The following is a 23,707-nucleotide window of genomic DNA, read 5'->3' on the forward strand; positions in this document are numbered from 1 at the left end:
AGGCGATGGTGGCAGCACTCGTCACCTCGTGGTGCCGCCTCGTCGAGCTGGAACGAAGTCGGCGCTGCTGGAGTATCGTCGCGGAGAGCAGAGGGACGACAAGCGGTCGATCGACGGGCGATGCGCTGGCGGCAGCGACGCTCAGACGGCGAAGAACGCCAGCAACAGTGCTGGCCCCCCGACCAGCAAGAGCGTCGCGACGATCAATCGGAGTTGCATATACGTTGTGGCCAAATGGCCACCAGATATATAATCTATGCGGATTTTTCAGCGTGAGCGACGATACCGAGTGACAGTAACGAGTCGTTACTCGCCCGACGTGACGGGGTCGGCGGTCTCTCCATTTTCGGTCGGGTCGACGGGCCGGTCCCGTTAGGGCTGGAGCCAGCCGAGCAGTCCCTTCTGGGCGTGAAGCCGATTCTCCGCCTGCTGCCAGACAATCGACCGATCACCCTCGAGAACCTGCCCGGTGATCTCCTCGCCGCGGTGGGCCGGCAGGCAGTGCATAACCGACACGTCGTCGGGGGCCGCCGCGAGAAGCGACTCGTTCACCTGGTACGGCCCGAGCGCGTCGATGCGCTCCGCACGCTGGGCTTCCTGGCCCATACTCACCCAGACATCGGTGTAGACGACGTCCGCACCCGCGACCGCCGCCTCGGGGTCGGTCGTGACTGTCGGTGCCGTGCCGATCTCGCCGGCCCGGTCGAGGACCGCGTCGTCGACGCCGTAGCCTGCGGGTGTCGCGATCGTGCAGTCGATCCCCGTGAGCGCACAGCCGAGGGCGAACGACTGGGCGACGTTGTTTCCGTCACCGACCCAGGTCGCGCGTACGTCGTCGAACGGGCCGACGGTCTCCCGGATGGTGAGGAGGTCGGCCAGCGTCTGACAGGGATGTGCGTCGTCGGTGAGCCCGTTGATCACCGGCACGTCCGAGAAGCGGGCGAGCTCCTCGAGATCCGCGTGGTCGAACAGCCGGGCCATCACGACGTCGACGTAGCGAGAGAGCGCGCGGGCGGTGTCGCGGATCGGTTCGCCGTTTCCCAGCTGAATGTCGTCCTCGCCGAGGAAGATGGCGTGGCCGCCGAGCTGGGTCATCCCCGTCTCGAAGGAGACGCGCGTTCGCGTGCTCGGTTTCTCGAAGAGCATCCCCAGCGTCTGGCCCGACAGGTCGGCGTGGGTCCAGCCCCGCCGCTGTGCCACCTTGTACTCGGCGGCGAGGTCGAGGACGGCCGCGAGGTCGGCCCGCGAGAGGTCGTCCACGTCGGTAACGTGGGTCACGTCGGTCGCATTCGGGCCAGTCGGGTCGTCGGTCGGTGCGGTCGGGTCGGTGTTCGGCTGGTAGCTCATTGGGGATCGGAATCTGTCGGGGAGTGGTGGGTCGTCGGCGGACGGTTCGACTGGCCAACGTCGACGAGGCGCTGGCCGACGGCGTCGAGGACGGCGATCGATCGGTCGTACGCCGCAAGCGAGAGGTGCTCGTCGGGCGCGTGGTCGAGCGAGGAGTCGCCCGGACCGTAGGTCGCCATCGGGCGGTCCCACGCCGCGGCGAAGACGTTCATGTCGCTCGTCCCGGTCTTTCGGAGGAGGCGGGGGTCGCCGTCCGCCTCGCGAATAGCGACGCGAAACGCGCGGGCAACGGGCGTGCGCGGACTGGCCATCACCGGGGCGATTGCGTCCGCCAGTTCGAGCCCACCGGCGAAATCGGCGGTAACGGATGCGAGCGTCGACTCGACCGTCTCGACCGACAGTCCCGGTGGAACACGAACCTGAAAGTCGACTCGCGCCTCGACGGACAGGCCGCCGTCGGCCGGCCCGCCCTCGATGGCGACCGGCTTGGACGTCACCGACTCGAACGTGGACTGGTCCGGCAGAGTCGAGTCGGGCACGGTCGAGTCGTCTCCGGGCGAGATCAGGGCGTCACAGGCCGACTCGACGGCCGCCCACCACGCCATCGCGTCCTGAACGGCGGTGGGTTCCGGCCGCGAGGCGTGCGTCGAGTCCGTCGTCGCGGCGTACGTGCCGGCGACGAGGCCGCGATAGCCGAGCGTGATGCCGTCGACGCCCGAGGGTTCGCCGTTGACGACCGCCGCGGGCGGCTCGCGCGTCTCGACGAGGTGGCGCGCCCCGCGCGAATCGGTCTCCTCGCCGACGACGCCGGCGAACGAGCTCCCGGTCCTGACGGCCGCGACCGCCATCGCGCACAGCGGCCCGGTGGCGTCGACGCTTCCGCGGCCCCAGAGATCGGCGTCGTCGACGGTCGCCGCGTCGTCGAGGTCGAGTTCCTCGTCGGCAGCGGCCACCGCATCGGACTCGGCCGCCTCGCCGTTCGCAGTGAGGCGAACGGGAACGTCGCCCGGAACGGTGTCGACGTGGGAGGTAAAGAGGACGGCGTCGTCGGCCGGTGCGCGAACGTTGCCGACGTCGTCGAGCCACACCTCACGGTCGTGGGCGTCGAAGAAGGTAGCCAGTCGCTCGGCGGCCGTCCCCTCGTCGCCCGAGACCGAGGGCGTCGAGACCATGTCGACCAGCAACTCGCGGGCGGTCTCGGTCGAGACGTCGGTCCCCACCGCAGGCGTATCGTGGGCGTTCGTGGGCGTGGTCATACGTCGATTCCTCCGATCATCGTGGTCATGATTCGACGGTGTCCGCCAGCGTGTCTTCGAGCGCTTCGACGAGCGCGTGGACGTGCGATTCGGTGAGCGTGAGCGGCGGGAGCAGGCGAACCACCGATCTCCCGGCGGGCAGCGCGAGGATACCGTGTTCCATCGCGAGGTCGCGCAGGACGCGATTCGCGCCGCGTCCCACCTCGAGCCCGCGCATGAGGCCCAGTCCGCGCACCTCGTCGGTCGGCAGGTCGGCCCGCGAGAGTTCGTCGACGAGCGTCGCGCCGACGGCCGCCGCGTTGGCCGGGAGTTCCTCGTCGACGATAACGTCGAGCGTTGCAGTCGCCGCCGCGGCGACGAGCGGGTTCCCGGCAAACGTCGAGCCGTGAGATGCGGCGCCCTCGGCGATCCAGTCCGCACAGAGCGTCGCACCCATCGGGAGGCCGCTCGCGAGGCCCTTCGCGGTCGTGAGGACGTCCGGGACGACCGGCGAGTCGACGAGCGCGTCGTTCTCGCAGGCCCAGATCGATCCGGTGCGCCCGAGGCCGGTCTGGATCTCGTCGAAGAGCAGCGCCGACCCGGTCTCGTGGGTTACCTCGCGAGCGGCCTGGAGGTAGCCCGCAGGTGCAGCGTTGATGCCGCCTTCGCCCTGGATGGGTTCGAGAATGACCGCGGCCGTCTCGTCGTCGACGGCCGCTTCGAGCGCCGCCGCATCACCGTAGGGGACGAACTCGACGTCGGCCAGCAGGGGTTCGTACGGCGCCTTGTACTTTGGCTTCCAGGTCGTCGAGAGACTCCCGGCGGTGCGGCCGTGGAACGCCCCGCGGGCGGCGACAAACTTCGTGTTGCCGGTCGCGCTGCGGGCGAACTTCAGGGCCGCCTCGTTGGCCTCGGTGCCCGAGTTGCAGAGCCAGACGTTCTCGATATCGCCCGGTGCCAGGGCGGCGAGCTGGGTAGTTACGATCGAGCGCGCCTCGACCGGGTACGACCCCTGCACGAAGAGGAGGTCGCTCGCTTGCTCCTGGATCGCGCCGACCACGTCCGGGTGGCAGTGGCCGGCGGGTGTGCAGGCGTAGCTGGCGCCGAAGTCGAGGTACTCGGTGCCGTCGTCACCCGTCAGCGTGACGTCCTGGCCCGATTCGATCGTGATCGGCTTCTGGGAGTAGACGAAGCCACTCACGACTCGCTCACCCCGCGTTCGTCGCCTGCGTCGTCGGAGACGACGGCCTCGGGGGAGTCTGCGTCGTCGAGGACGCCGGCTTCGGACCCGTCGGCGTCGTCGGTCCCGTGCCCATCAGTGGCGGACCCATGTCCAGCGGCGGCGGTTGCGTCTCCAGCGCCGGTCGCCGTTCCGACCGCCCCGGGCGTGATCGTCGTTCCCGCCCCGTCGAGCGCGGTGAGCACCGGGCTGTTCGCGTTCGCATCGGCGACGACGACCGACGACGCCCCCGTCTCGAGGGCTTCCGCCGCCGCCATCATCTTCTTCGTCATGAACCCAGTCGCGGCGTCCTCCAGGACCTCGAATTCGGCTTCCGTCGTCGCCGACTCGATCAGCGTCGACTCGTCGTCGGGGTCCGCGTAGACGCCGGCGACGTCGGTCAACACGACGAGATCGGCCTCGAGCGCGCCCGCCACGGCCGCGGCCGCACGGTCGGCATCGACGTTGACAGCGGTGTACCCACCGTCGGACTCGGCGCCAAGGATCGGGCCACCCACGACGGGGACGTACCCGCCTGCCTGGAGCGTTTCCAGCAGGTCGGCGTTGACCGACTCGAGCGTGCCGGAGTGGTCGCCGCGTTTGATCTTCTTCGTGCCGTCCTCGAGGACGCGCACAGCAGACTTCCGGTTGCCGGCGAGCAACTTGCCGTCGAGGCCAGAGAGACCGACTGCGTCGACGCCCTCGTTCTGCAGCGCCTCCACGAGGTCCGTGTTGACCGTCCCGGCCATCGCCATTGTGAACGCCTCCATCGCCGTCTCGTCGGTGAATCGACCGACGACGCCGCCGGGTGTCTCGACGTAGGTCGGCTCCTCGCCGAGCGCTTCGAGCGTCTCGTCGACGGCGGTCGAGCCGCCGTGGACGACCGCGACCGGGCGGCCGTTGGCCGACAGGTGAGCCACGTCGGCGAGCGCGCCCGCGGGATCGACCGCGTTCGCGCCGCCGATCTTGATCACGACCGGCGTCACGTCGTCGGTCATGGCGATCCCACCGGGTGGAGTCCCGCGAAGTCGAGGCCGGCCGTCTCCGCGAAGCCGAGCGCGATGTTGGCCGCGTGGACGGCCTGGCCCGCCGAGCCCTTCATCACGTTGTCGATCGCCGAAAAGACGACGACGCGCCCGTTCGACGGGTCGAGCTCGAAACCGACCTCCGCGACGTTCGTCCCCGCGACGGCCTTCGGCTCGGGGTAGCGATAGACGCCAGAACCGCCCGCCGCGAGGCGGACGAACGGTTCGTCCTCGTAGCATTCGCGGTAGGCCGTCCACAGATCACCCTCCGAGACGGGGGCATCGGGGAATACATGGCTCGTCGCGCTCGCGCCGCGAACCATGTCCACCGCGTGGCAGGTAAAGGCGACCGAGGTGTCCAGCCACTGCTCGATCTCCGCCTCGTGGCGGTGACCGGTCGGCGCGTACGGGCGGACGACGCCCGAGCGCTCGGCGTGGCTCGAAGCCGCCCCACCGCCGGCGCCGCCCTCCGAGGAGCCGACCTTGACGTCGACGACGATCTGTTCGTCGCCGCCGGGTTCGCCCGCGCCATCCCCGTCGGTCGCGCCGGTCTCCCCGCCGAGAATCCCGTGCTCGAACAGCGGATAGAGCCCGAGGATCGTCGCGGTGGCGTTACAGCCCCCGCTCGCGATCAGGTCCGCTCCCGGCAGGTTCTCGCGATTGAGTTCGGGCAGGGCGTACTCGGCCCGCTCGAGGTACGCGGGCGCGTCGTGGCCGTCGTACCACTCGTCGTACTGTGCCGCGGTGTCCAGACGGAAGTCCGCCGAGAGGTCGACCACGGTGTCCGCCGCGTCGAAGAACTCGTCGATGCGGCCCATCGAAACGCCGTGGGGCGTCGCGGCGAAGAGCACGTCCACCGATTCCAGCGCCGTCGGCTCGGTGTAGCGTAGCTCGGTCCCGCGAAGCGGCGGGTGCGTCGAGCCGATACTCTTGCCGGCATGCTGGCGACTCGTCGCCTGCTGGAGGTCGAAGTGTGGATGGCCAGCCAGCAGACGCAAGAGTTCGCCGCCGGCGAAGCCGCTGGCGCCGACGACGCTCGCGGTCACCGTCTTCGCGGCCGCAGTCTCGGTAACGGCGGTCGTGTCGTCGGCATCGGTCGTCGCCGCAGTCGACGTACCGCCCGCCATCAGGCGGTCACCTCCAGCTTCGAATCGGCCGCTGAATCGGCCGTCTCCTCGAGCCAATCGACGACCGCCGCGGGCACGTCGACGTCGACGGCCCCGTTCAGCGCCTTGAACTCGACGGTGTGGTTGACCTCGTGGACGGTGTACCCGTTGTCGGTTTCCATCAAGTCGATACCCAGGAGCCCACCACCGACGGCGTCGCTGGCCGCGGCGACCACGTCCGCGATCTCGTCGTCGATCTCGAGGGCGGTCGTCTCGGCACCCGCGGCCGCGTTCGTGATCCAGTGGTCCGACGAGCGGACCATCCCCGCGATCGGCTCGCCGTCGACGGCGAGGACGCGCAGGTCGCGGCCGGGCTTGTCGACGAACTCCTGGACGTAGAACACCTTGTGCTCGTAGTGACCGAGCGTCGATTTGTGCTCCAGGATGGCCTCGGCGGCGCTTGGCGAGTCGATCTTGGCCATCAGACGCCCCCAGGAGCCGACGACCGGCTTGAGTACGCATGGATAGCCGAACGATTCGATGGCGCTGAGCGCGCTGTCGGTGGTGAACGCCACCGTCGTCGCGGGCGTGGGGACACCCGCGCCGTCGAGCGCGAGGCTCGTACGCACTTTGTCGGCACAGACCGTCGCCGTCTCCGACCCGTTCACGACTGGGACGCCGTAGGCTGACAGGAACTGCGTGACGTAGACGCTGCGACTCGTCGCGAGACAGCGATCGACGACGAGGTCGAGGTCCGCGAGGATCTCGGGCGCCTCGCCGATCGCCAGCTCCAGTTCGCGGACGTCGATCTTCACGACGTCGTGGCCGCGCTCGCGCAGTTCCGACAGCAGAAGCTTCTCGTCCGCGCGGATGCGCGAGTAGCAGATCCCGATCTGCACACTCACTCACCCCAGTCCTCTTCGAGCTCGGGGGCCCGGTCGAGGACTGGTGGCGCGGTCTCGATCACTTCGAGTTCGACGCCGCAAGTCGTACAGTCGACGATCTCTCCCGCCTCCAGGTCGTCGTGCAGGGACACGTCGGCCCCGCACGCTGTGCACGTCGTCATTGTACCCCCAACTCCGGGGTACACCCATATAAATTCGTCGAACTTGTTTATAAAATTATATATTTGCACTGCACGCTAACACTGTTTGCAGCAGCCTTGCACCGCGATTTCGTGTCGAATGTCATTTCGATTGAATAGTGTCCCCTGGCGGGGACCGCGGCCGTCCCCGTCGCGGTCGACGGACTGGTGAACGTGGCGTGACCGAACCGACGAGTTCGCGATCAGACATAGGTCGACACCACCTCCAGGCGGCGCTCGTCGGCGGTCCCGAGAACGCACGCGGCGTTCGCGTGCAGTTCGCGATCGGCCTCGATCGACGTCGAGACGGCCGTGAGCTGGTCGGCGACCGCCTCCGGCGCGGGCCCACCCGTCGAATCGCGACTCGCGACGCTCGATTCCGGATCGAGCGCGTCGTCGAGCGCACCGGAGGCGACGAACTCGGAGAGCGGCGCGTCGAGGTGTACCACGGCGGCGTCCGCGAGCGCCTCGCGGATCGACACGTCGGGCTCCTCGGCTGCGGCCGCCGCCTCAGCGACGATCTCGTGCGCCGTGCGGAAGGGGACGCCCGTCGTTGCGAGGAGGTCGGCGACGCCCGTGGCCGTCGAGAACCCCTCGCCGGCCGCCGCGGAGAGCGATTCCGCGTTCCAGTCGGCCGTCGCGGCCGCCCCGGCGGCCACCTCGGTCGCCTCGGTCACGGCATCGACGGTCTCCCAGACGTGCGGCGTCGCACGCTGCAGATCGCGGTTGTACGCGCGCGGGAGGCCCTTGAGCGTCGTCGTGAGGCCCTGGACGCCGGCCGCCGCGTCACCCGCGACCGCGCGGACGAGTTCGAGCGTGTCCGGATTCACCTTCTGCGGCATGATCGACGAGGTCGACGAGTAGTCGTCGGCGAGGTCGACGAACCCGCGGTTCGCGAAGACGATCAGGTCCTCGGCAAGTCCCGAGAGCGTCGTCGCCAGCGTCGAGAGTGCCTGGGTCGTCTCGAGGAGGACGTCGCGACCCGCGACGGCGTCCGTCGCGTTCGACAGGACCGACGAGAAGCCGAGCAACTCGGCGGTGCGTTCACGATCGATGTCGAACGGCGTGCCGGCGAACGCCGCAGCGCCGAGCGGCGAGGCGTCGAGCCGGTCGAAGGCGTCGAAAAGGCGTGTCGTGTCGCGTGCGACCGCCGACTCGTAAGAGAGCGCCCACTGGGCGACGGTCGTCGGCTGGGCGGGCTGTAAGTGCGTGTAGCCCGGCATGATCGTCTCCGTGTGACCGTCAGCGATTTCGGCGAGCGCCTCGCGCAGCACGAGCGTCGCCTCGATTGCCTCGTGGACGTCCTCACGGAGGCGGTAGCGGATGCAGGTCGCGACCTCGTCGTTGCGCGAGCGCGCAGTGTGCATCCGCCCGCCGTCCGGGCCGACGCGGTCGATGACTGCCGTCTCGATCGCCTCGTGGACGTCCTCTCCCTCGGGAAGCGCGTCGTGGCCCGCGGCCTCGATCTCGTCCAGCGCACCGAGGATCGCCCCCGCCGTCTCGTCGTCGACGATATCGCACTCGGCGAGCATCACGACGTGGGCGCGATCGACCGCGAGGTCGGCCGCGAAGATGCGCTCGTCCGCCGCGAGCGAGGACAGGAAGTCCCGCGCGGGGCCGCCGCTGAAGCGGTCGCGGCGAACAACGCCCTCGGCGTCGGAATCGTTCATCGTCACTCCGTGGAATCGTCGGTCGTCATGGATTCGTCGACGCCGCCGTCGGTTGCGAGTGTGGGCGAGTCCGTCGACGAGGCGTCGTCCGCTCCGTCGATGGCCGCGATCGACTCGTTCGCGAGACGGCGCTGGAAGCCGTGGTACTTCGCGACGCCGGTGGCGTCCGCCTGCTCGATCTTCCCGACGGCCTCCGTGTCGAAGGAGGCGTGGTCGGCCGAGTAGGCGGCGTACGCGCTGTCGCGTCCGACGGCGCGGGCCTGGCCACCCTCGAACCGGATGGTGACCGTGCCCGTGACGCGCTGTTGTGTCTCGGCGACGAAGGCGTCGAGCGCGCCGACGAGCGGTGCGTCGATCAGGCCCTCGTAGGCCTTTTCGGCCCACTTCGCGTCGATCGTGTCCTTGAACTGGCGCTCCTCCTGGGTGAGGACGAGCGCTTCGAGCGCCTCGTGAGCCGCGAGTAACGTGGTCGCGGCCGGGTGCTCGTAGTTCTCACGGACTTTCAGGCCGAGCATACGGTCTTCCATCGTGTCGGTGCGACCGACACCGTAGGCGCCGGCGACATCGTTCAGGTGCTCGACGAGGGAGACGGGGTCGTAGGCCTCCCCATCGACGGCGACCGGATAGCCATCCTCGAATTCGATCTCGATCTCGGCCGTCTCGCCCGACGGCGCGTCGGTCCACTCGTAGATCTCTTCGCCGGGCACGTAGCTCGGGTCCTCGAGTTCCTTGCCCTCGACGGAACGGCTCCAGAGGTTCGTGTCGATCGACCAGTCGCCCTCGTTGCCACCCTCGACGGGCAGATCCTTCTCGGCCGCGTACGCCTGTTCCCACTCGCGCGTGAGCCCGAGTTCGCGCACGGGCGCGATGACCTCCATGTCCGAGTCGCGCCAGATGGCCTCGAATCGCAGCTGGTCGTTGCCCTTCCCGGTGCAGCCGTGAGCGAGGCCGGTACAGCCGTGCTCCTCGGCGACCTCGAGGATGGCCTCGGCGATCACCGGCCGCGCCAGCGCCGTCCCCAGCGGGTAGCCCTGGTAGGTCGCGTTCGCACGAACGCCCTCGAGACAGAGGTCAGCAAATTCCGCTTTCGCGTCGACGACGACGTGCTCCAGATCGAGCGCGTCGGCCGTTGCCGCGGCCTCCTCGAACTCCGATTCGGGTTGCCCGACGTCGACCGTGACGCCGAGCACCTCGTCGTATCCGTACTCCTCCGCGAGCAGCGGGACACAGACCGTCGTGTCCAGCCCGCCCGAGAACGCGAGTGCAACGCGTGTCATGTGGTATCCGAGTGAAGCACCCCCACCAACATAAATTCGTTGTTGTTACTTTCGTAATTAAATCGCAGAGTGCACACTATCGACGATTCGTGGATGAAGACGCATCCAACGCTAGAGAATTTGCAACACCGGTATCGAGGGAGTGAGTAAGAGGTGGGCCTAACGGCCCGGTCGGAACGCTCGCGGTCGCCGAGTCGCGTCGCTCCCCTGGGAATCGAACCCGGAGCGAGACGCGAGGGACATTAGAAGACTACACACGCCAGACCGGCTTAAAGGACACGGTTCCAGCAACCGGACGCCGTACGGACGGGCAACCGGCGAATCACCCCGCGTCTTCTCCGTCGTCAGTAGCCGGCCCACCGACGTCCGTCTCGGCGTCGACCGCCGAGCCCGGTTCGTGATCCGGCACCGCCAGGACGTTCTCCCGTCCGAGCCGGAACACTTCGACCGCCCCGCCGTCGCGCAGGTCGCCGACGACCTGACTCGTCTTCGCCTCGGTCCAGTCGAGTTCGGCGACGACCGTCTGTTGTTTCATCCGGCCACCGTTCGACCGCAAGAGCGAGAGGACCCGCTCTTCGTTACTCATGAGATCGGGCGACGGAGCCACCGATGGCTCGTCCGCCGGCACCGCCGGTTGATCCGCGTCCGGGTCCGTGCGGCGATCGGCGTCCGCACGACGGAACCACCACGCGACGGCGACGCCCAGGAGAACGATGGTGAGTCCGACGACGGCGAACGGAACGATCGATCGGGACGTATCGGGCGCAGCGCCGGCCGTCTCAGGTGGCGCCCCCTCGTGGATCACTTCGATCCAGGGCTCGTCCTCGAGGAAATCCGTCTCCTCGCCGTGCCAGCCGACGACCGTCCGCCGATCGGTGTCGTCGGGGTCGGGACTCGCGTCCTGCAGGACGTAGCCGTCGGGCCACTGGATCCGGAGCGTGGCCCGGTCCTCCAGAGCGAATCGGGACAGTGCGTCGCCAGCGCCGATCCACTTCGGTTCGACCTGGGCGAACGAGGCCCAGCGGAACGTGACGATCACGTCGCCGTACGCCTGCGGCGTCATTCCCTCCTCGGTCCGGATAGCGAAGTCCGAGACGCCCATCTCGCGCCCGGTCGCGTTCTGTCCCGCCGCGACCGTGTCGTTCCACCGAGCGCGCTCACCGGCGAGGTAGCTCCCCGGCGACGCAGAAACGTTGGCTCGGATATCCTCCCACTCGGTCGCCGAGGCGTTGTCGGAGCGGAGGTATCGGTACGTGACAGTCACCGACGCCGAACTGTTCTCGAGGAGTTCGATTCGCGTCTTGACCCGATCGAACTCCGTTACCAGCGTCGGATCGGTTTCGTTGGACTGGGGCTGCCACGTGACACCTGTCCCGAGCGAATCGTCAACCGGGGCGACAGCGCCATCGGTCGCGGTCGGAGCGGTGCTCGCGAGGACCGAGACGGAGCCGAGGCTGAGTGCGCCCACCACGAGCGCCGCGAGCAGCACACCACCGCACAGCACCTGCACACCGCGAACTGGCCAACCGGCCATCACACAGAGGTGACACCCCCGCCCATTAGATTGTTTTGTAATCGATTGCCACACGTTGACAGGGGCAGTCATTTCGGTAGCCCAACCCGATCGACGGTGGTTTTTTGACCACCCCCTCGAAAGAAACGGCGCATGAACGGAACACGCGCGTCGCTCGAGGTCGAAACGCTGCTAAAGCTTATTCTGTTATTGATCGCAGCGGTGCTTGTGCTCGAGCTGCTGGGTGAGGTGATCTCGCTCATCCCCGCGTTCCTCAGCAGCGTCGTCACACTGCTCATCGCGCTGGTGATCGTCCTCTGGCTGCTCGACCAGATATAGGAGAGTACTGCCGGCGCGATCGGCAGTCCAAGACCACTGTTGCATTCCTCGCTCGCCCGCGAACCGCCACGCTCTTTGATCGACGACACCAGTCTTCGGTGTGTACAGCGTCAACGCTCCCGTCCCGGGCCGGGTGCGCCAGCTCGCGAGTCGGCTCTATCCCGACCTCCACGGCTTCGACCGCGTCCGCGAGACGCACTCGCTGCTCGTCAAGCGCCTCGGCGACGCCCCCGACGTGAACGCCCTGCAGCGGCGCACGCACCGCGCGCTCGAAGGCGCACCCGCCGTCGAAGCCGCCGTGACGGACATCGACTACTTCGCCGACCCGCCCGTCGGCTCCGCGCCCGTCGTCTACTTCGCCATCGAGAGCCCCGGCCTCGAACGGATCCACACCGACCTGGCCGACGTCTTCGATCCCGTGGCCGAACTCGAAGGCGAGGACTACGTCCCGCACGTTACGCTGGCACGCGGTGGCGACGAAGCAGCGGCACGACGACTGGCCGAGCGCGAGATCGACCCGATCCGGTTCACCGTCTCGGAACTCGAGTTCTTCGACGGACAGCGCCGACTCCCGGTGAGTCGGGTCTCGTTGCCGGCCTGAGAAAGGCGTCGGATAGGCCCGCTCGTGCCCCGACTACCCCACGCACCGTCAGCTCACGGTGCGGGCGGGTCGCCGTCGTAGGCGTCGTGGTCCGCGTAGAAGTTGCGCATGGCGAACGTGAGTTTCTGCGGTTCGATGTCGAGCAGTTCTTCGCGCGTCTCCATCGGGAACGTGCCGTTGACGCTATAGGTTCCCAGATCGCTCTTGGCACGGCGCGAGTAGCGCCGATCGAGGAGCGCGCGCACGCCGACGTCGGTCGGCGACCGGAGGACACGACCGAGCGCCTGCCGGGTCTTCCGGACGGTCGGAATCTCGACGGCGTAGCGCCAGCCGGTGTCGGTGCCGTCGAAGGCGGCGTCGTAAGCCTCCTGGACCGCCTCGGCTCGTTCGTCTAAGTGCGGATACGCGACGCCGATCACGAGGACGGAGAGCGCGTCGTCGCCGTCGAAGCTGACGCCCTCCGCGAGGGTTCCCCACAGCGAGGTACAGAGCAGGCCGTCGTTGTCGGCGACGAACTCCTGCCGGATGTCCTCGACGGCCACCCCGGGCTCGTCGCGGTAGACGGTCGCGTCGACGAGCGGATCGACTCGCTCGGCGTAGCGGTCGGCTTCGCCGTAGTTGGGGAAGAAGGCGAGCGTGTTTCCGGGCGTCATCCGGACGGCGTTCGCGATCGTCGTCGCGACGGTGTCCTGCACGTCGGGATCGTCGCGCTCGCTCGCGAACAGCGCCGGCGTCTCGACGGCGTAGGTTCGCCGGTTCGCCGCGGGGAAGTCCAGCCCGTAGGCTATCGTGACCGGATCGTCCATGCCCAGAACGGCCTCGGTGACGTCGAACGGCTGGAGGGTCGCGCTCATGAGGACCGCCGCCGAGAGGTCGTCGAAGAGCGCGCCGGTCACCCCCGTCGGCAGGCAGCTGTAGAGTTCGGCACGGCCGTATATCTCGTCGGTCCCCTCGTCTCGACGGGCGGCGAGGACCGGGTAGACGCCGGCGGCACCGCCCTCGTCCATCCAGGCGCGGACGAAGCGAGCCGCCTGCAGCGTCTGGCACTCCGTGCGCGTCTCGCGCTCGCCGTTGCGGTAGGCCTCCTCGTACTCCTCGTCCAGGTCCCGACCGAGGGAGGCGGCCGCCTCCAGATCGTCGTCGATTCCCTCGCCGGCGTACGACTGGAGGAACGAGAGGGTGAGGTCGTCACGGCGATCGTCGTTCGCGATGGCGACGTCGCGCCAGTTCTCGCCCACGCGCTCTCGGTCTCCGAACTCGAAGGAGCCCTCGTACGTTTCGCACAGTGTGTCGCGGAACGTTTCGAGAACGTTTCGGGCGGGTGCCGCCCTCGGATCGTCGCTATCCTCGAGTTCCTCGATCGCGGACGTGAACGTTCGCTCCGAGCACTCGCGGCTCGCGTGTTCGCGGGCGGCGTTCTCCAAGTTGTGCGCCTCGTCGAAGACGGCGATGACGTCCTCGGGATCGCGACCCAACCAGCTGAAGAAGGCCTCGCGGATCCCTGGGTCGAGCAGATGGTGATAGTTACAGACCACGAGATCCACCCCCTCGACGGTGTCCTTCAAGAGTTCGTAGCCACAGAGTTCGCGTTGCTCTGCGTACTCGTAGATCTGTTCCGGCGAGCGGACGTCGTCGAACAGCCAGGAGCGAAATCGGTCCTCGACGTCCGGGTCGGTGAGGTTGTTGTGATAGTACGAACAGACGTTTCGATCGTCCAGGTCCGCGAGTTCACCCTCGAGGGCGTCGAGTTCGTCCATCACGGCCGCACGCGCTTCGGCGGCCGCCCCGTCGCCATCCTGGCTCCGTTCTAAGAGTTCCTCCTGACGACGTTCGAGCTCGGCGTACTCCGCTTCGGTCTCGACGAGGTCGTGAGTGGCGTCCCGGAGCGTCTGGCACTCCTCGTAGCCGACGTCGATGTGACACATCGCGCCCTTACCCTTGAAGACGACCGCGCGGACGTCCTCCGTCTCGACGATCGCACGAGCGTCGGCGACGAACTGACGCATCTGCTGGTGGACGTTCGTCGTGATGACGACCGTCTTGTCTTGCTCGCGCGCGACCGACAGCGCTGGAACGAGCGCCGAGAGCGTCTTGCCCGTCCCGCAGGCACCCTCGAAGAGGACGTCCTGGCCCCGAACCAGCGAGTTGTGGATCCGGTCCATCGCCTCCCGCTGGTTCTCGTAGGGCTCGTCGTATGGGAAAAAGCGCAGGTAGTCGGCCGAGTCTGACACGGGCGGTGATAGGTGCCGCATGCGATAAAAGCGTTCGTCCGAGGCCGACGCCGAACGTACCAGACCCGTTCACACCCCGGTATCGGGTTCCAGGTACACGCGCTGGATCTGGTCGTCGTGCGCCTTCAGGTCCCGTTCGATCTCGGCGATCCGCTCGTCGATGGCGTCGACGTCGGATTCGAACACGACGTCCGCCGTGACGAGTAACTCTTCGGCGCCGAAGAAGACGGTCCGGAAGTCGACGACTTCGCGGACGACGTCGGCGTTCGCCACGATCTCGCGGAGTTCACGTTCGGCGTCCGGCGAGAGGCTTTCACCCAGCAGGAGACGTTTGTTCTCCCAGGCGAGTGCAACCGCGAAGACCATGAGGAGTAACCCGATGAGGAGGGCTGAGGCGGCGTCGTAGACCCCGTTCCCCGTCGCCCGGGAGAGATAGACCCCGAAGAGGGCAATCCCCGCGCCAGCGAGTGCGATCGAGTCCTCGGTGAGTGCCGTCAGCGTCGTCACGTCGCTCGTTTTCCTGAACGCCTCGCGCAACGTCTCCCATCCGTGTTCGTCCATCTGGACGGAGATGCCCTCGTAGGCCTTCTTCAATGCCCAGGCCTCGAAGACGATTGCGCCGATCAGGACGGTGTAATTGACGTAGATGCCGTCGACGGCGCCGACGACCGGGAGCGGCGGGGTCTGGCTCATCGTCGTGTGCGAACCGTGGACCAGCGCATCGTACCCGTGACGCGCGCTCTCCCAGCCCGCGATACCGAAGAGCATCACGCTGACGAGCATGCTGTAGAAGAACTGTGCCTTGCCGTAGCCGAACGGGTGTTGCCGGTCGGCCTCCTGAGCGCCGTAGCGAAGTCCGATCAGCAAAAATACCTGGTTGCCCGTGTCGGAGATGGAGTGATACGTCTCCGAGAGCATCGCCGGACTCAGCGTCAGGAGGTAGCCGACGAACTTCATCACGGCGATCGCCCCGTTGGCGATCAACGCGGCGATCACGACGGATCTGCTGTTGGCCATCGGCGTTTCGTACGAAGGGTGGTGATAAAAACGTGGGCGTCTCGCGATATACCGAGACGGGCCAGAACCGGCGGATTGAGCGTCGGCCGACACCCGCCGTCGCACCCGAGATGAGTCGGGCGGTCGCTGCAAACCGAAAGATCCCTCCGCTGGGCTGGCGAACGCCCCACCATGATCGCCGCCTTCTCCGATACGCATCGGACCGAGGGACACGGGCTCGAAGGCGACGCCCTGGTCGCGGCGCGCGAGGCCGGCGCCATCGTCCACGCCGGCGACTTCAAGACGGAGTCGGTACTCGACGCGTTCCAGGCGTTCTCGGCTCCGTGTTTCGCCGTCTCGGGCAACGTCGACGAACCGGCCGTCACGGATCGACTCCCGACGGACCGGGTCGTCGATGCGGATGGAATCCGACTCGCGGTCCGCCACAGACCCAGCGGCGGCGAAACCGCCCTCGCCCTGTTCGGCCGGGAACACGACGCCGACGTCGTCGTGTTCGGGCACTCACACCAGCCGACGCTCGTCGAAACGGACGACGTCGTCCTGTGTAATCCCGGCAGTCACGCCCAGCCGCGTGGGAACCGCCCCGGCTTCGCGACGGTCTCACGCGAAGGCGATCGGCTGCAGGTCAGCGTTCGCGAACCTGACGGAACCGTGATCGAGGAGTGTACGACCGCCGCTGACGATCGATAACGCCGATTGCGCACAAGCGGTTTCTCGTCGCGATAGTGATCGTATACGGAGCCGTGCGTCTTACATCGGACGACAACAGGCGTCGGCGAAAACGCTAAGATAGCGGGACTCGGCGACAACAGGCGTCGGCAAGGACTCCGTGACGACAGGCGTCGGGGAGGACTCCGTGACGACAGGCGTCGGGGAGGACACGACGATAGCAGGCGTCAGCGGGGACTTCGTCGGACGGCGGCCCACAGAGAGGGTTGGGCAGGCAGGGTGGGCCGACGCGTGGTAGCAGCGACACGGCCCGGGCAAGCCGTGTCACGCAGCCGGTGAACGGTGGGACAGTTCGCCGTCGGCCGCTACCGGACCCGACGCGGTGTGACGGGTCCGGCCGGGAGACGCCGACAGCGAACCGGTGGATGTCAGGTAGACCCCCGGACACGGACGCCCCGATCGAGCTCACCGGCGAGGGCCGACCAGGGCATACGATCGCTACACCCTCCCGAGAGTTATAACTCCGCCAAGGTAAAACGCGATTTTTAGCCACGGCGCTGCTCGACCGAGCGCCGAATCGTGGGTGTGACGGTCAGGTTTGGTCCAGGACTGGTGGCTTCGAAACAGCTTTCCCACCCCCGACTGTACGGGCCAGTATGCTGGGTTCGATAACCGAAGATCCGGTGATCATCGCGATCGTCGTCATCCTGCTCACCCTGATCTTCTTTACCTACCTGCTCCTCCGACGGACCGTCCTCGAGTTCCGCGACGGGTTGGAAAAGTAATCGTCGCAATCTGATCGAGTGACACCCCGACCGGCCGAGGAGAACCATCGAACGCAGAAATCACTGGCTGAACAGCACCAGCGTCGTTACTCGAACGTGGTCGTCACCCGGTCGATCACCGCTTCGATATCGGCTTCGTCGACATCGCGGTGGGTGCAAAAGCGGATCGTCGTCGGCCCGAACTGGGTGGCGAGGACGCCAGCCGATTCCAATCGCTCGAGGACGGTCTCCGCGTCGAGGCCCGTGGCAGCGACATCGGCGAGGACGATGTTCGTCTCCGGATCGGAGACGGCGAACCCGTCGACGTCGGCGAGACCTGCTGCGAGTCGATCGGCACGGTCGTGATCGGCCGCGAGATCGGAGACGTTCTCGAGCGCGTCGAGGCCGGGACCGGCGACGATGCCGATCTGGCGCATCCCGCCGCCGAAGAGTTTTCGGGTGCGCCGGGCGCGCTCGATGAAGTCCGCGTTGCCGGCGAGAATGGAACCGACGGGCGCACCGAGGCCCTTCGAGAGGCAGAACATGACCGAGTCGACGGACGCAGTGATGTCGGTAACCGGCACGTCCAGCGCCGTCGCGGCGTTGAAGACGCGTGCGCCGTCTAAGTGGACAGGAACGTCACGCTCGTGGGCCGCCTCGGCCGCCGCGGCGATGGCGTCGGAATCGATGGCGAGGCCACCGCGAGCGTTGTGCGTGTTTTCGAGCGTGAGTAGGCCGGTCCCCGGTCGGTGGAGGTCTTCGTCGACGTAGCCAGCGGCCACCTGCTCGGGTGTGGGGACGCCGCGTTCGGTATCGAGCATTCGTACCTGCAATCCGGCGTGCTGGGCCAGTCCGCCGAGTTCGTACTTGACGACGTGGCTCTTGCGGTCCGTCAGGACCTCCTGGCCGCGTTCGGTGTGGACCCGGACGGCGATCTGGTTCCCCATCGTCCCCGTCGGGACGAACAGCGCGGCGTCCATCCCGACGCGGTCGGCGGCGCGCCGTTCGAGTTCGTTCACGGTCGGATCTTCACCGTAGACGTCGTCGCCCACGTCGGCCGTCGCAGCTGTCTCGCGCATGTGCTCGTCGGGTGTGGTGACGGTGTCGGAGCGGCAATCGATCATGCCCCTCCTACCCACCGACTGGAGAAAAAAGGGCCGTTCCCGGCCGCGTTCGCCGAGCGACGCAAACCGCTCGACGGATTACCTCTGTGGCCGCTCGACACCCGTCGGGCGGCACCAGCAGGGCCGGACACCTGAAAGAAGGTCACGCGGAACCGACGAGCGGTCCATCGAAACGAAAGGAGTATGCGACCGCTGGCGCAACCGACGCCCATGGATCCGCGCATCCGCGAACACGCAGCAGTCGTCGCGAACCACTCGGTCGATCTGCAGGAAGGCGATACCGTCGTCGTCGACGCGCACCCGGTCGCCGAGGATCTCGTCGTCGCCCTCTTCGAGGAGATCGGCGACGCAGGGGCGAAGCCGCTCTGGACGGTCAAACGAGCCGGCAAGCGAACCAGCCGCGCACACCTCAAAGCGGCCGGTGACGACTTCGAGACGCCGGAACACGAACTCGCGCTCATCGAGGAGACCGACGTCTACATCGCCGTCCGCGCGGGGCCGAACGCCACCGAGACGAGCGACGTCCCGCCCGCGACGAACACCGCCTATCAACAAGCCTACCGACCGATTCAGGAGGAGCGGCTGGGCAAGCGCTGGTGTCTCACCCAGTATCCCTCGCCCGGCAACGCACAGCTCGCCGAGATGAGCACGGAAGGCTACGAGAACTTCGTCTGGGACGCCGTCAACAAGGACTGGGACGACCAGCGCGAGCACCAAGAACAGCTCGTCGATCTCCTGAATCCTGCCGACGAAGTTCGCATCAAAAGTGGCGAAGAGACAGACGTCACGATGTCCATCGCCGGCAACAAAGCGATCAACGACCACGGCAAGTTCAACCTCCCCGGCGGCGAGGTGTTCACGGCGCCCGTCGTCGACTCCGTCGAGGGAACGGTCCGCTTCGACATGCCGCTGTACCACCAGGGCCGTGAGGTCACCGACGCCTTCCTCGAGTTCGAGAACGGCGAGGTCGTCTCCCACGAGGCCGAAAAGAACGAAGCGGTCCTCACTGAGGTCCTCGAAACGGACGACGGCGCCCGTCGCCTCGGCGAACTCGGGATCGGCATGAACCGCGACATCGACGTCTTCACCTACAACATGCTCTTCGACGAGAAGATGGGCGACACCGTCCACATGGCCGTCGGCCGCGCCTACGACGAGACCGTCGGCGACGACAACGAGGCCAACGACTCGTCGATCCACGTCGACATGATCGTCGACATGAGCGAGGACTCGTTCATCGAGGTGGACGGCGAGACGATTCAGGAAAACGGGACGTTTGTGTTCGAGTAGCGAGATTCGGAGCGCCAAAGGCGCGAGAATCTCGTAAACGCGAGCGGCGAAGCCGCGAGTAGCGCGGTTTTCGGACTGACGGCCTCAAACCGCGAAAATGCAAGCGGTGAACGGAGTGAACCGCGAGTAGCGAGATTCGAGTGAGAATCGCGCAACTCGCGAACGACAGAGTCGTCGGGGCTATCGACCGAGAGAGACGAGAAACTGACGAGAGAGAAGGGTCGAACGGCAGATCGTCGACGATATCCGGCGGTCGTCGCGTTCAGCTCAATTTACTCGCAGCGAGCAAGAGCGCGACCATCCAGGTCGTGCCGGCGAGTGCGGCCCCGAGACCGATGACGGCGGTTTTCTGGTCCTCCGAGAGGGCCGATGGTTTCACGTGCGGGCCGACCGCGATGGCGGTGAAGAACACCACCGACAGGGCCAGAAAGCCCGACGCGGCGATCGTCACCAGGGACGTCAGATCGGCGCCGCCGAGGAGCGCGACGCCGGTCGGAACTACGATACTCGACATGTGAGTCTCTATTCGGTCCTTTCGGCTCGTCGTATTTGTAGGCCCCGGTTTCCGCGAGCGGTCGGCGACGGCAATGTGGAGACCGTTCGATCGAGGGCGCTATCCGTTCGGGACGGACGAAGGCTGGATTGGTGACGCAAAACTGTCGGCGGTGGATCGGATGGAAGGCCGATCCGTCCCCAGTGTGATGCCTCGCAGGGATGCCGACACGTCCCACGTGTTCGCTACAGGAATATTAGCCTACCGGCGTCGAAAATTTTCGTCCAGATCGGCCGATCCGCGGCGGTATTTCGGTCAGCCACAGTCAATAGATATATGCCGGGCAAGCGTAAATTATTGTGTAGAATGGCCGCCGAACGGACGCCTCGAGACGGGAGGGGCAGATGAGCGACGGCGACGAGTCACCAAACGGGCTGGCAGCGATCGACGACTGGACGAGGCTCGATCCACGGGAGTTGGCAGGTGTCGACATGAGCGAGGTCCCCGACGAGGCGCTCCCGACCGACAGACGGTGTCCGCGGTGTCACTGGCCCGTCTTCCAGATCACCATGAACGGCCCGACGACACAGGTCCTCGGTCCATGCGGATGTCGCGTCGCTGTGGATTTCTAACCCGATGGACGCGGCAAGCGAGGGTCCCAGTGGATTCCAGGGCCACTAGATTCGACGACTGCGACCGATTTTCCGTAGCGGTGTGCTGGCACCCCTGTCCCGTCAGATTTCCTGCCGACTGACGGATGACGACGACCGCGAGCGAGCGGACAGGGGAAGCCAGCACCACACCGACCGAACGCAGATTACCGCGAGCGTGGCTCCGACGAGGAGCGTACAGAAGTACCACGGTTTGACCTGAATGACGGCCAGACCCGTCGTCGATGCGGGGACGATACCAAGGGCGAGGAGGTAGAACCCGGTGAGGAGACCCAGCGACTCCCGTTGGAAGCCGTGCCAGTAGAGGAGTCCGACGATGATCCCGGCGAGCAGTCCGAGCTGACCGGCGTGGAGTTCGGGAATCGTGCTGAAGATCGACGACAGGACGGTCTCGACGGTGGCCATTCCTATCGAGGCATCGCCGGCCTGGCCCCTACATCGTTCCCTGTACGTGGCCACCAGCTAAGTGGGCGACTCCGGGACGGTACACGCTGTTCGTACTCACTGGACGGCGTCGACTCGCCCCGGCTCCCGGTCGGCCGTGTTCGGTTCGACCGATTCCGGCTCGATCCGCGAGAGGCGCATCGCGTTGCCGGTGACGCCGACGGTCATCCCGGCGTCGCCTGCGAGGACGGCCAGCCAGATGGGGACGAGCCCGAAGGGGACGCCGACCGCGAGCGCGGCCTTGATCCCGAGACTGGCCCAGATGTTCTGCCGGATGACGCCGTTGGCGTCGTGGGCGAGTTCGTAGAGGTAGGGAAGTTTCGCGAGGTCGTCGCCCATGAGGGCGATGTCGGCGGTTTCGAGCGCCGTATCGGTCCCCGCGGCGCCCATCGCGACGCCGACGGTGGCGGTCGCCAGCGCGGGCGCGTCGTTGATGCCGTCGCCGACCATCGCCACGCCGCCGGCGGTGGTCCCGGTAGTGACCGACCGTTGCTCGTCGCCATCGTCGTGGTCGTCCATCAATGCCTCGATGGCGGCTACCTTCTCCTCGGGGAGGAGTTCCGCCCGGTAGCCGTCGACGCCGACCTGTTCGGCGATGGCGGCGGCCGTCCGCGCGTTGTCGCCGGTGAGCATGACGGTCCGTTCGACGCCGAGATCGCGCAAGCGCTGGATGGTCCGTTTCGCGTCGGGGCGGATCTCGTCCGCGACGGCGATCACGCCCTCGAGTTCGTCCTCGGTGCCGACGAGGACGACCGTCTTGCCTTCGGCCTGCAGTTCGGGGACGGTCTCCTCCAGCAGGTCGAGGCAGTTGTTCCGGTCGCACAGGTCACGCGCCGTCTGCGTGACCACACCCCCGTCGGTCGCGGCGTGGACGTGCGAGAGATCGAAGCCCAGCTCTTCAAAGAGGCCGGGCTTGCCAGCGAAGTGGGTCGTCCCGTCCAGTTCGGCGCGGACGCCCTTGCCCGTGAGGCTCTCGAAGTCGGCGACGTCGCGCTCGGCGACCCCCGCCTCGTCCGCCGCGTCGACGATGGCCTCGCCGATCGGGTGTTCGCTGCGGCGTTCGAGCCCACGCGCACAGCGGAGGACGTCGGTCTCGGTGTTGTCGGACAACGGGACGACGTCGGTGACGGTGAGTTCGCCCTTCGTCAGGGTGCCCGTCTTGTCGAGCGCGACGACGTCGACCGCGCCCATCGCCTCTAAGTGATCCCCACCCTTGACGAGAACGCCGTTCTTCGCGGCGCTCGTGATGCCGGAGACGACGGAGACGGGCGTCGAGATGACGAACGCGCAGGGACAGGCGAGCACCAGCAGCGTCAGGCCGTAGACGACGGCCGTCGGCCACGTGGTCCCGAGGACAGCGGGACTGGCGAGGGTGACGACGATCGCGAAGGTGACGACAGCGGGCGTGTAATAGTCCGCGAAGCGCTCGACGAATTGCTCGCGCTCGGTCTTGTTCGCCCGGGCGTCCTCGACCATGGAGACGATCCGCGAGAGCGTGTCGTCGCCGGCCGCCGCCGTGACCGCTACTTCGAGATAGCCACCCTCGTTGATCGTCCCGGCGTAAACCTCGTCACCCTCGGTCTTGTCGACGGGGACGCTCTCGCCCGTGATCGGCGCCTGATTGACGGCGCTCTCGCCGTCGACGACGGTGCCGTCGGTCGGGATCTTCTCGCCGGGTTTGACGAGGACGACGTCGCCCACGTCGACCGCCTCGACGGGAACCGTCACTTCCTCGCCGTCGCGCCGCACGGTTGCTTCGTCCGGTGAGAGGTCCATCAGCTCACGCAGCGAGTTGCGCGCCCGGTCCATCGAGGCCGTCTCCAGAAGTTCGGCGATGCTGAAGAGGAACGCGAGCGTCGCGGCCTCGAAGTACAGCGCCTCGCCGAACGCGAGACTCGCGACGAGAGCGCCGACGATCGCGGCGGACATCAGGAAGTCGATATCGAGATTGCGGAGCTTCGCCGAGTAGTAGCCGCCGCGGAGGATCTCCTGGCCGCCCACGGCGACGGCGACGAGAAAGAGCACGTCGGCGAGGAAGAGGTCGGTCCCGACGAGCGTCCCGACCTGGGCGTTGGCCCCGTGAATGAAGAACTCGAGGAGGAGACCGAGTGCGACGAAGACGCCGCTGATCCAGGTCTTGATCCCCCGCGAACTCGTCCAGATGGCCGGCGACTCGTCGCCGGCCGCGTCGTTCGCTCCGGTCGCGTCTGCGCCCGCTCCGGTTTCAGCGGCCGGCGCACTCTCGCCGGTCGAGTCGGTCACCGCGTACCCGGCCCCCTCGATAGCACCGGCGATCTCCGCGTCCGTGGTGTTCTCGTCGTCGTACGCGACCGATACCGACCCAGTTGTCGGCCGCAGGTCGGTCTCGGAAATACCGTCGACACTCCCCAGCGCGTTCTCGACCTTCCCCGCACAGGAGGGACAGTCCATCTCGGGGACCGAGAACTCGGCGACGGCTGGGTCCGGATCGGGCGGTTGGTCGTCCGTCGAAGTCATTGGATCGACGTAGGCGCCGGATTTTTATTAATGTAGCTACCATATAGCGGCCCCTATCTAGCTATCCTTAACAAATAATCGCCCGTGAGTTA

Annotated in this window: 22 protein-coding genes; 6 read left to right on the forward strand and 16 right to left on the reverse strand. The window is 67.0% G+C overall.

What is annotated here, in order from left to right; genetic code table 11:
- Window positions 1–372: 372 nt before the first annotated feature.
- The 10 genes from argF to C479_RS06695 all read right to left on the reverse strand — a co-directional run bounded on the left by argF (window position 373) and on the right by C479_RS06695 (window position 11,497).
- Window positions 373–1,347 (reverse strand): ornithine carbamoyltransferase, encoded by a 975-nt coding sequence (argF, locus tag C479_RS06650; RefSeq protein WP_007699786.1) that lies wholly within the window; start codon window positions 1,345–1,347, stop codon window positions 373–375.
- Window positions 1,344–2,603, reverse strand: coding sequence for a [LysW]-lysine hydrolase (locus C479_RS06655; RefSeq protein ID WP_007699788.1), 1,260 nt, complete (start codon window positions 2,601–2,603; stop codon window positions 1,344–1,346). Before C479_RS06655 ends, argF begins: the two co-directional genes overlap by 4 nt.
- 25 nt (window positions 2,604–2,628) lie before the next feature.
- A complete protein-coding gene (locus tag C479_RS06660) occupies window positions 2,629–3,783 on the reverse strand; it encodes an aspartate aminotransferase family protein (protein WP_007699791.1) in 1,155 nt (384 codons plus the stop codon).
- The gene (locus tag C479_RS06665; protein ID WP_007699794.1) at window positions 3,780–4,799 is read right to left on the reverse strand and encodes an acetylglutamate/acetylaminoadipate kinase; all 1,020 of its coding nucleotides are present in this window, start codon (window positions 4,797–4,799) and stop codon (window positions 3,780–3,782) included. Before C479_RS06665 ends, C479_RS06660 begins: the two co-directional genes overlap by 4 nt.
- On the reverse strand, window positions 4,796–5,953 hold the full coding sequence (gene argC, locus C479_RS06670) for an N-acetyl-gamma-glutamyl-phosphate reductase (RefSeq protein WP_007699797.1): 1,158 nt from the start codon (window positions 5,951–5,953) through the stop codon (window positions 4,796–4,798). Before argC ends, C479_RS06665 begins: the two co-directional genes overlap by 4 nt.
- The gene (gene lysX, locus C479_RS06675; protein ID WP_007699800.1) at window positions 5,953–6,837 is read right to left on the reverse strand and encodes a lysine biosynthesis protein LysX; all 885 of its coding nucleotides are present in this window, start codon (window positions 6,835–6,837) and stop codon (window positions 5,953–5,955) included. Before lysX ends, argC begins: the two co-directional genes overlap by 1 nt.
- The gene (gene lysW, locus C479_RS06680; RefSeq protein WP_007699803.1) at window positions 6,834–6,998 is read right to left on the reverse strand and encodes a lysine biosynthesis protein LysW; all 165 of its coding nucleotides are present in this window, start codon (window positions 6,996–6,998) and stop codon (window positions 6,834–6,836) included. Before lysW ends, lysX begins: the two co-directional genes overlap by 4 nt.
- A 221-nt stretch (window positions 6,999–7,219) precedes the next feature.
- Window positions 7,220–8,686, reverse strand: coding sequence for an argininosuccinate lyase (gene argH, locus C479_RS06685; RefSeq protein ID WP_049907132.1), 1,467 nt, complete (start codon window positions 8,684–8,686; stop codon window positions 7,220–7,222).
- A 2-nt stretch (window positions 8,687–8,688) separates the two neighbouring features.
- Complete coding sequence (locus tag C479_RS06690; RefSeq protein ID WP_007699809.1) at window positions 8,689–9,963, reverse strand: argininosuccinate synthase; 1,275 nt, start codon at window positions 9,961–9,963, stop codon at window positions 8,689–8,691.
- A 322-nt stretch (window positions 9,964–10,285) separates the two neighbouring features.
- Window positions 10,286–11,497 (reverse strand): DUF7343 domain-containing protein, encoded by a 1,212-nt coding sequence (locus tag C479_RS06695; protein ID WP_049907133.1) that lies wholly within the window; start codon window positions 11,495–11,497, stop codon window positions 10,286–10,288.
- 132 nt (window positions 11,498–11,629) lie between these two features.
- On the opposite strand from C479_RS06695, the gene C479_RS06700 reads away from it, so the two are divergent.
- A complete protein-coding gene (locus C479_RS06700; protein WP_007699814.1) occupies window positions 11,630–11,815 on the forward strand; it encodes a DUF7554 family protein in 186 nt (61 codons plus the stop codon).
- 100 nt (window positions 11,816–11,915) lie between these two features.
- Window positions 11,916–12,416: a 2'-5' RNA ligase family protein gene (locus C479_RS06705; RefSeq protein ID WP_007699817.1), complete on the forward strand. Its 501-nt coding sequence runs from the start codon at window positions 11,916–11,918 to the stop codon at window positions 12,414–12,416.
- Window positions 12,417–12,469: 53 nt separating this feature from the next.
- Here C479_RS06705 and C479_RS06710 read toward each other — a convergent pair whose 3' ends face one another.
- Complete coding sequence (locus tag C479_RS06710; protein WP_007699820.1) at window positions 12,470–14,647, reverse strand: ATP-dependent DNA helicase; 2,178 nt, start codon at window positions 14,645–14,647, stop codon at window positions 12,470–12,472.
- Window positions 14,648–14,716: 69 nt separating this feature from the next.
- Window positions 14,717–15,664 carry a cation diffusion facilitator family transporter gene (locus C479_RS06715; RefSeq protein WP_007699823.1) on the reverse strand — a complete coding sequence of 316 codons (948 nt, stop codon included), beginning with the start codon at window positions 15,662–15,664 and terminating at the stop codon, window positions 14,717–14,719.
- A 171-nt stretch (window positions 15,665–15,835) separates the two neighbouring features.
- On the opposite strand from C479_RS06715, the gene C479_RS06720 reads away from it, so the two are divergent.
- Together C479_RS06720 and C479_RS16895 are read left to right on the forward strand one after the other, a co-directional pair.
- Window positions 15,836–16,354 (forward strand): YfcE family phosphodiesterase, encoded by a 519-nt coding sequence (locus tag C479_RS06720; protein WP_007699825.1) that lies wholly within the window; start codon window positions 15,836–15,838, stop codon window positions 16,352–16,354.
- Window positions 16,355–16,989: 635 nt separating this feature from the next.
- A complete protein-coding gene (locus C479_RS16895) occupies window positions 16,990–17,118 on the forward strand; it encodes a DUF7859 family protein (RefSeq protein ID WP_007699826.1) in 129 nt (42 codons plus the stop codon).
- An 86-nt stretch (window positions 17,119–17,204) separates the two neighbouring features.
- Here C479_RS16895 and C479_RS06725 read toward each other — a convergent pair whose 3' ends face one another.
- A complete protein-coding gene (locus C479_RS06725; protein WP_007699827.1) occupies window positions 17,205–18,221 on the reverse strand; it encodes a threonine aldolase family protein in 1,017 nt (338 codons plus the stop codon).
- A gap of 210 nt (window positions 18,222–18,431) precedes the next feature.
- Between C479_RS06725 and C479_RS06730 the strand changes: the two genes are divergently transcribed.
- Window positions 18,432–19,511, forward strand: a complete 1,080-nt coding sequence (locus C479_RS06730) for an aminopeptidase (protein WP_007699828.1) — start codon at window positions 18,432–18,434, stop codon at window positions 19,509–19,511.
- A 262-nt stretch (window positions 19,512–19,773) separates the two neighbouring features.
- Here C479_RS06730 and C479_RS06735 read toward each other — a convergent pair whose 3' ends face one another.
- Window positions 19,774–20,025 carry a hypothetical protein gene (locus tag C479_RS06735; protein WP_007699829.1) on the reverse strand — a complete coding sequence of 84 codons (252 nt, stop codon included), beginning with the start codon at window positions 20,023–20,025 and terminating at the stop codon, window positions 19,774–19,776.
- A 383-nt stretch (window positions 20,026–20,408) separates the two neighbouring features.
- On the opposite strand from C479_RS06735, the gene C479_RS06740 reads away from it, so the two are divergent.
- On the forward strand, window positions 20,409–20,636 hold the full coding sequence (locus tag C479_RS06740; protein ID WP_007699834.1) for a hypothetical protein: 228 nt from the start codon (window positions 20,409–20,411) through the stop codon (window positions 20,634–20,636).
- A gap of 102 nt (window positions 20,637–20,738) precedes the next feature.
- Here C479_RS06740 and C479_RS06745 read toward each other — a convergent pair whose 3' ends face one another.
- Both C479_RS06745 and C479_RS06750 read right to left on the reverse strand, forming a co-directional pair.
- Entirely contained in the window at window positions 20,739–21,080 is a 342-nt protein-coding gene (locus C479_RS06745; RefSeq protein ID WP_007699837.1) for a hypothetical protein, read from the reverse strand.
- A gap of 96 nt (window positions 21,081–21,176) precedes the next feature.
- On the reverse strand, window positions 21,177–23,615 hold the full coding sequence (locus C479_RS06750; protein ID WP_007699841.1) for a heavy metal translocating P-type ATPase: 2,439 nt from the start codon (window positions 23,613–23,615) through the stop codon (window positions 21,177–21,179).
- Between the last annotated feature and the right edge of the window lie 92 nt (window positions 23,616–23,707).

Source organism: Halovivax asiaticus JCM 14624, from assembly GCF_000337515.1.
Taxonomy (GTDB): domain Archaea; phylum Halobacteriota; class Halobacteria; order Halobacteriales; family Natrialbaceae; genus Halovivax; species Halovivax asiaticus.

Excerpts from the sequence above, each read along its gene's own strand:
- C479_RS06695 (WP_049907133.1), bottom strand. The coding sequence starts at position 11,497 with ATGGCCGGTTGGCCAGTTCGCGGTGTGCAGGTGCTGTGCGGTGGTGTG.
- C479_RS06720 (WP_007699825.1), top strand. The coding sequence starts at position 15,836 with ATGATCGCCGCCTTCTCCGATACGCATCGGACCGAGGGACACGGGCTC.
- C479_RS06725 (WP_007699827.1), bottom strand. The coding sequence starts at position 18,221 with ATGATCGATTGCCGCTCCGACACCGTCACCACACCCGACGAGCACATG.
- C479_RS06750 (WP_007699841.1), bottom strand. The coding sequence starts at position 23,615 with ATGACTTCGACGGACGACCAACCGCCCGATCCGGACCCAGCCGTCGCC.
- C479_RS06730 (WP_007699828.1), top strand. The coding sequence starts at position 18,432 with ATGGATCCGCGCATCCGCGAACACGCAGCAGTCGTCGCGAACCACTCG.
- argC (WP_007699797.1), bottom strand. The coding sequence starts at position 5,953 with ATGGCGGGCGGTACGTCGACTGCGGCGACGACCGATGCCGACGACACG.
- C479_RS06665 (WP_007699794.1), bottom strand. The coding sequence starts at position 4,799 with ATGACCGACGACGTGACGCCGGTCGTGATCAAGATCGGCGGCGCGAAC.
- C479_RS06745 (WP_007699837.1), bottom strand. The coding sequence starts at position 21,080 with ATGGCCACCGTCGAGACCGTCCTGTCGTCGATCTTCAGCACGATTCCC.
- C479_RS06655 (WP_007699788.1), bottom strand. The coding sequence starts at position 2,603 with ATGACCACGCCCACGAACGCCCACGATACGCCTGCGGTGGGGACCGAC.
- C479_RS06735 (WP_007699829.1), bottom strand. The coding sequence starts at position 20,025 with ATGTCGAGTATCGTAGTTCCGACCGGCGTCGCGCTCCTCGGCGGCGCC.
- C479_RS06690 (WP_007699809.1), bottom strand. The coding sequence starts at position 9,963 with ATGACACGCGTTGCACTCGCGTTCTCGGGCGGGCTGGACACGACGGTC.
- argF (WP_007699786.1), bottom strand. The coding sequence starts at position 1,347 with ATGAGCTACCAGCCGAACACCGACCCGACCGCACCGACCGACGACCCG.
- C479_RS06700 (WP_007699814.1), top strand. The coding sequence starts at position 11,630 with ATGAACGGAACACGCGCGTCGCTCGAGGTCGAAACGCTGCTAAAGCTT.
- C479_RS06715 (WP_007699823.1), bottom strand. The coding sequence starts at position 15,664 with ATGGCCAACAGCAGATCCGTCGTGATCGCCGCGTTGATCGCCAACGGG.
- C479_RS16895 (WP_007699826.1), top strand. The coding sequence starts at position 16,990 with ATGCTGGGTTCGATAACCGAAGATCCGGTGATCATCGCGATCGTCGTC.
- argH (WP_049907132.1), bottom strand. The coding sequence starts at position 8,686 with ATGAACGATTCCGACGCCGAGGGCGTTGTTCGCCGCGACCGCTTCAGC.
- lysW (WP_007699803.1), bottom strand. The coding sequence starts at position 6,998 with ATGACGACGTGCACAGCGTGCGGGGCCGACGTGTCCCTGCACGACGAC.
- C479_RS06740 (WP_007699834.1), top strand. The coding sequence starts at position 20,409 with ATGAGCGACGGCGACGAGTCACCAAACGGGCTGGCAGCGATCGACGAC.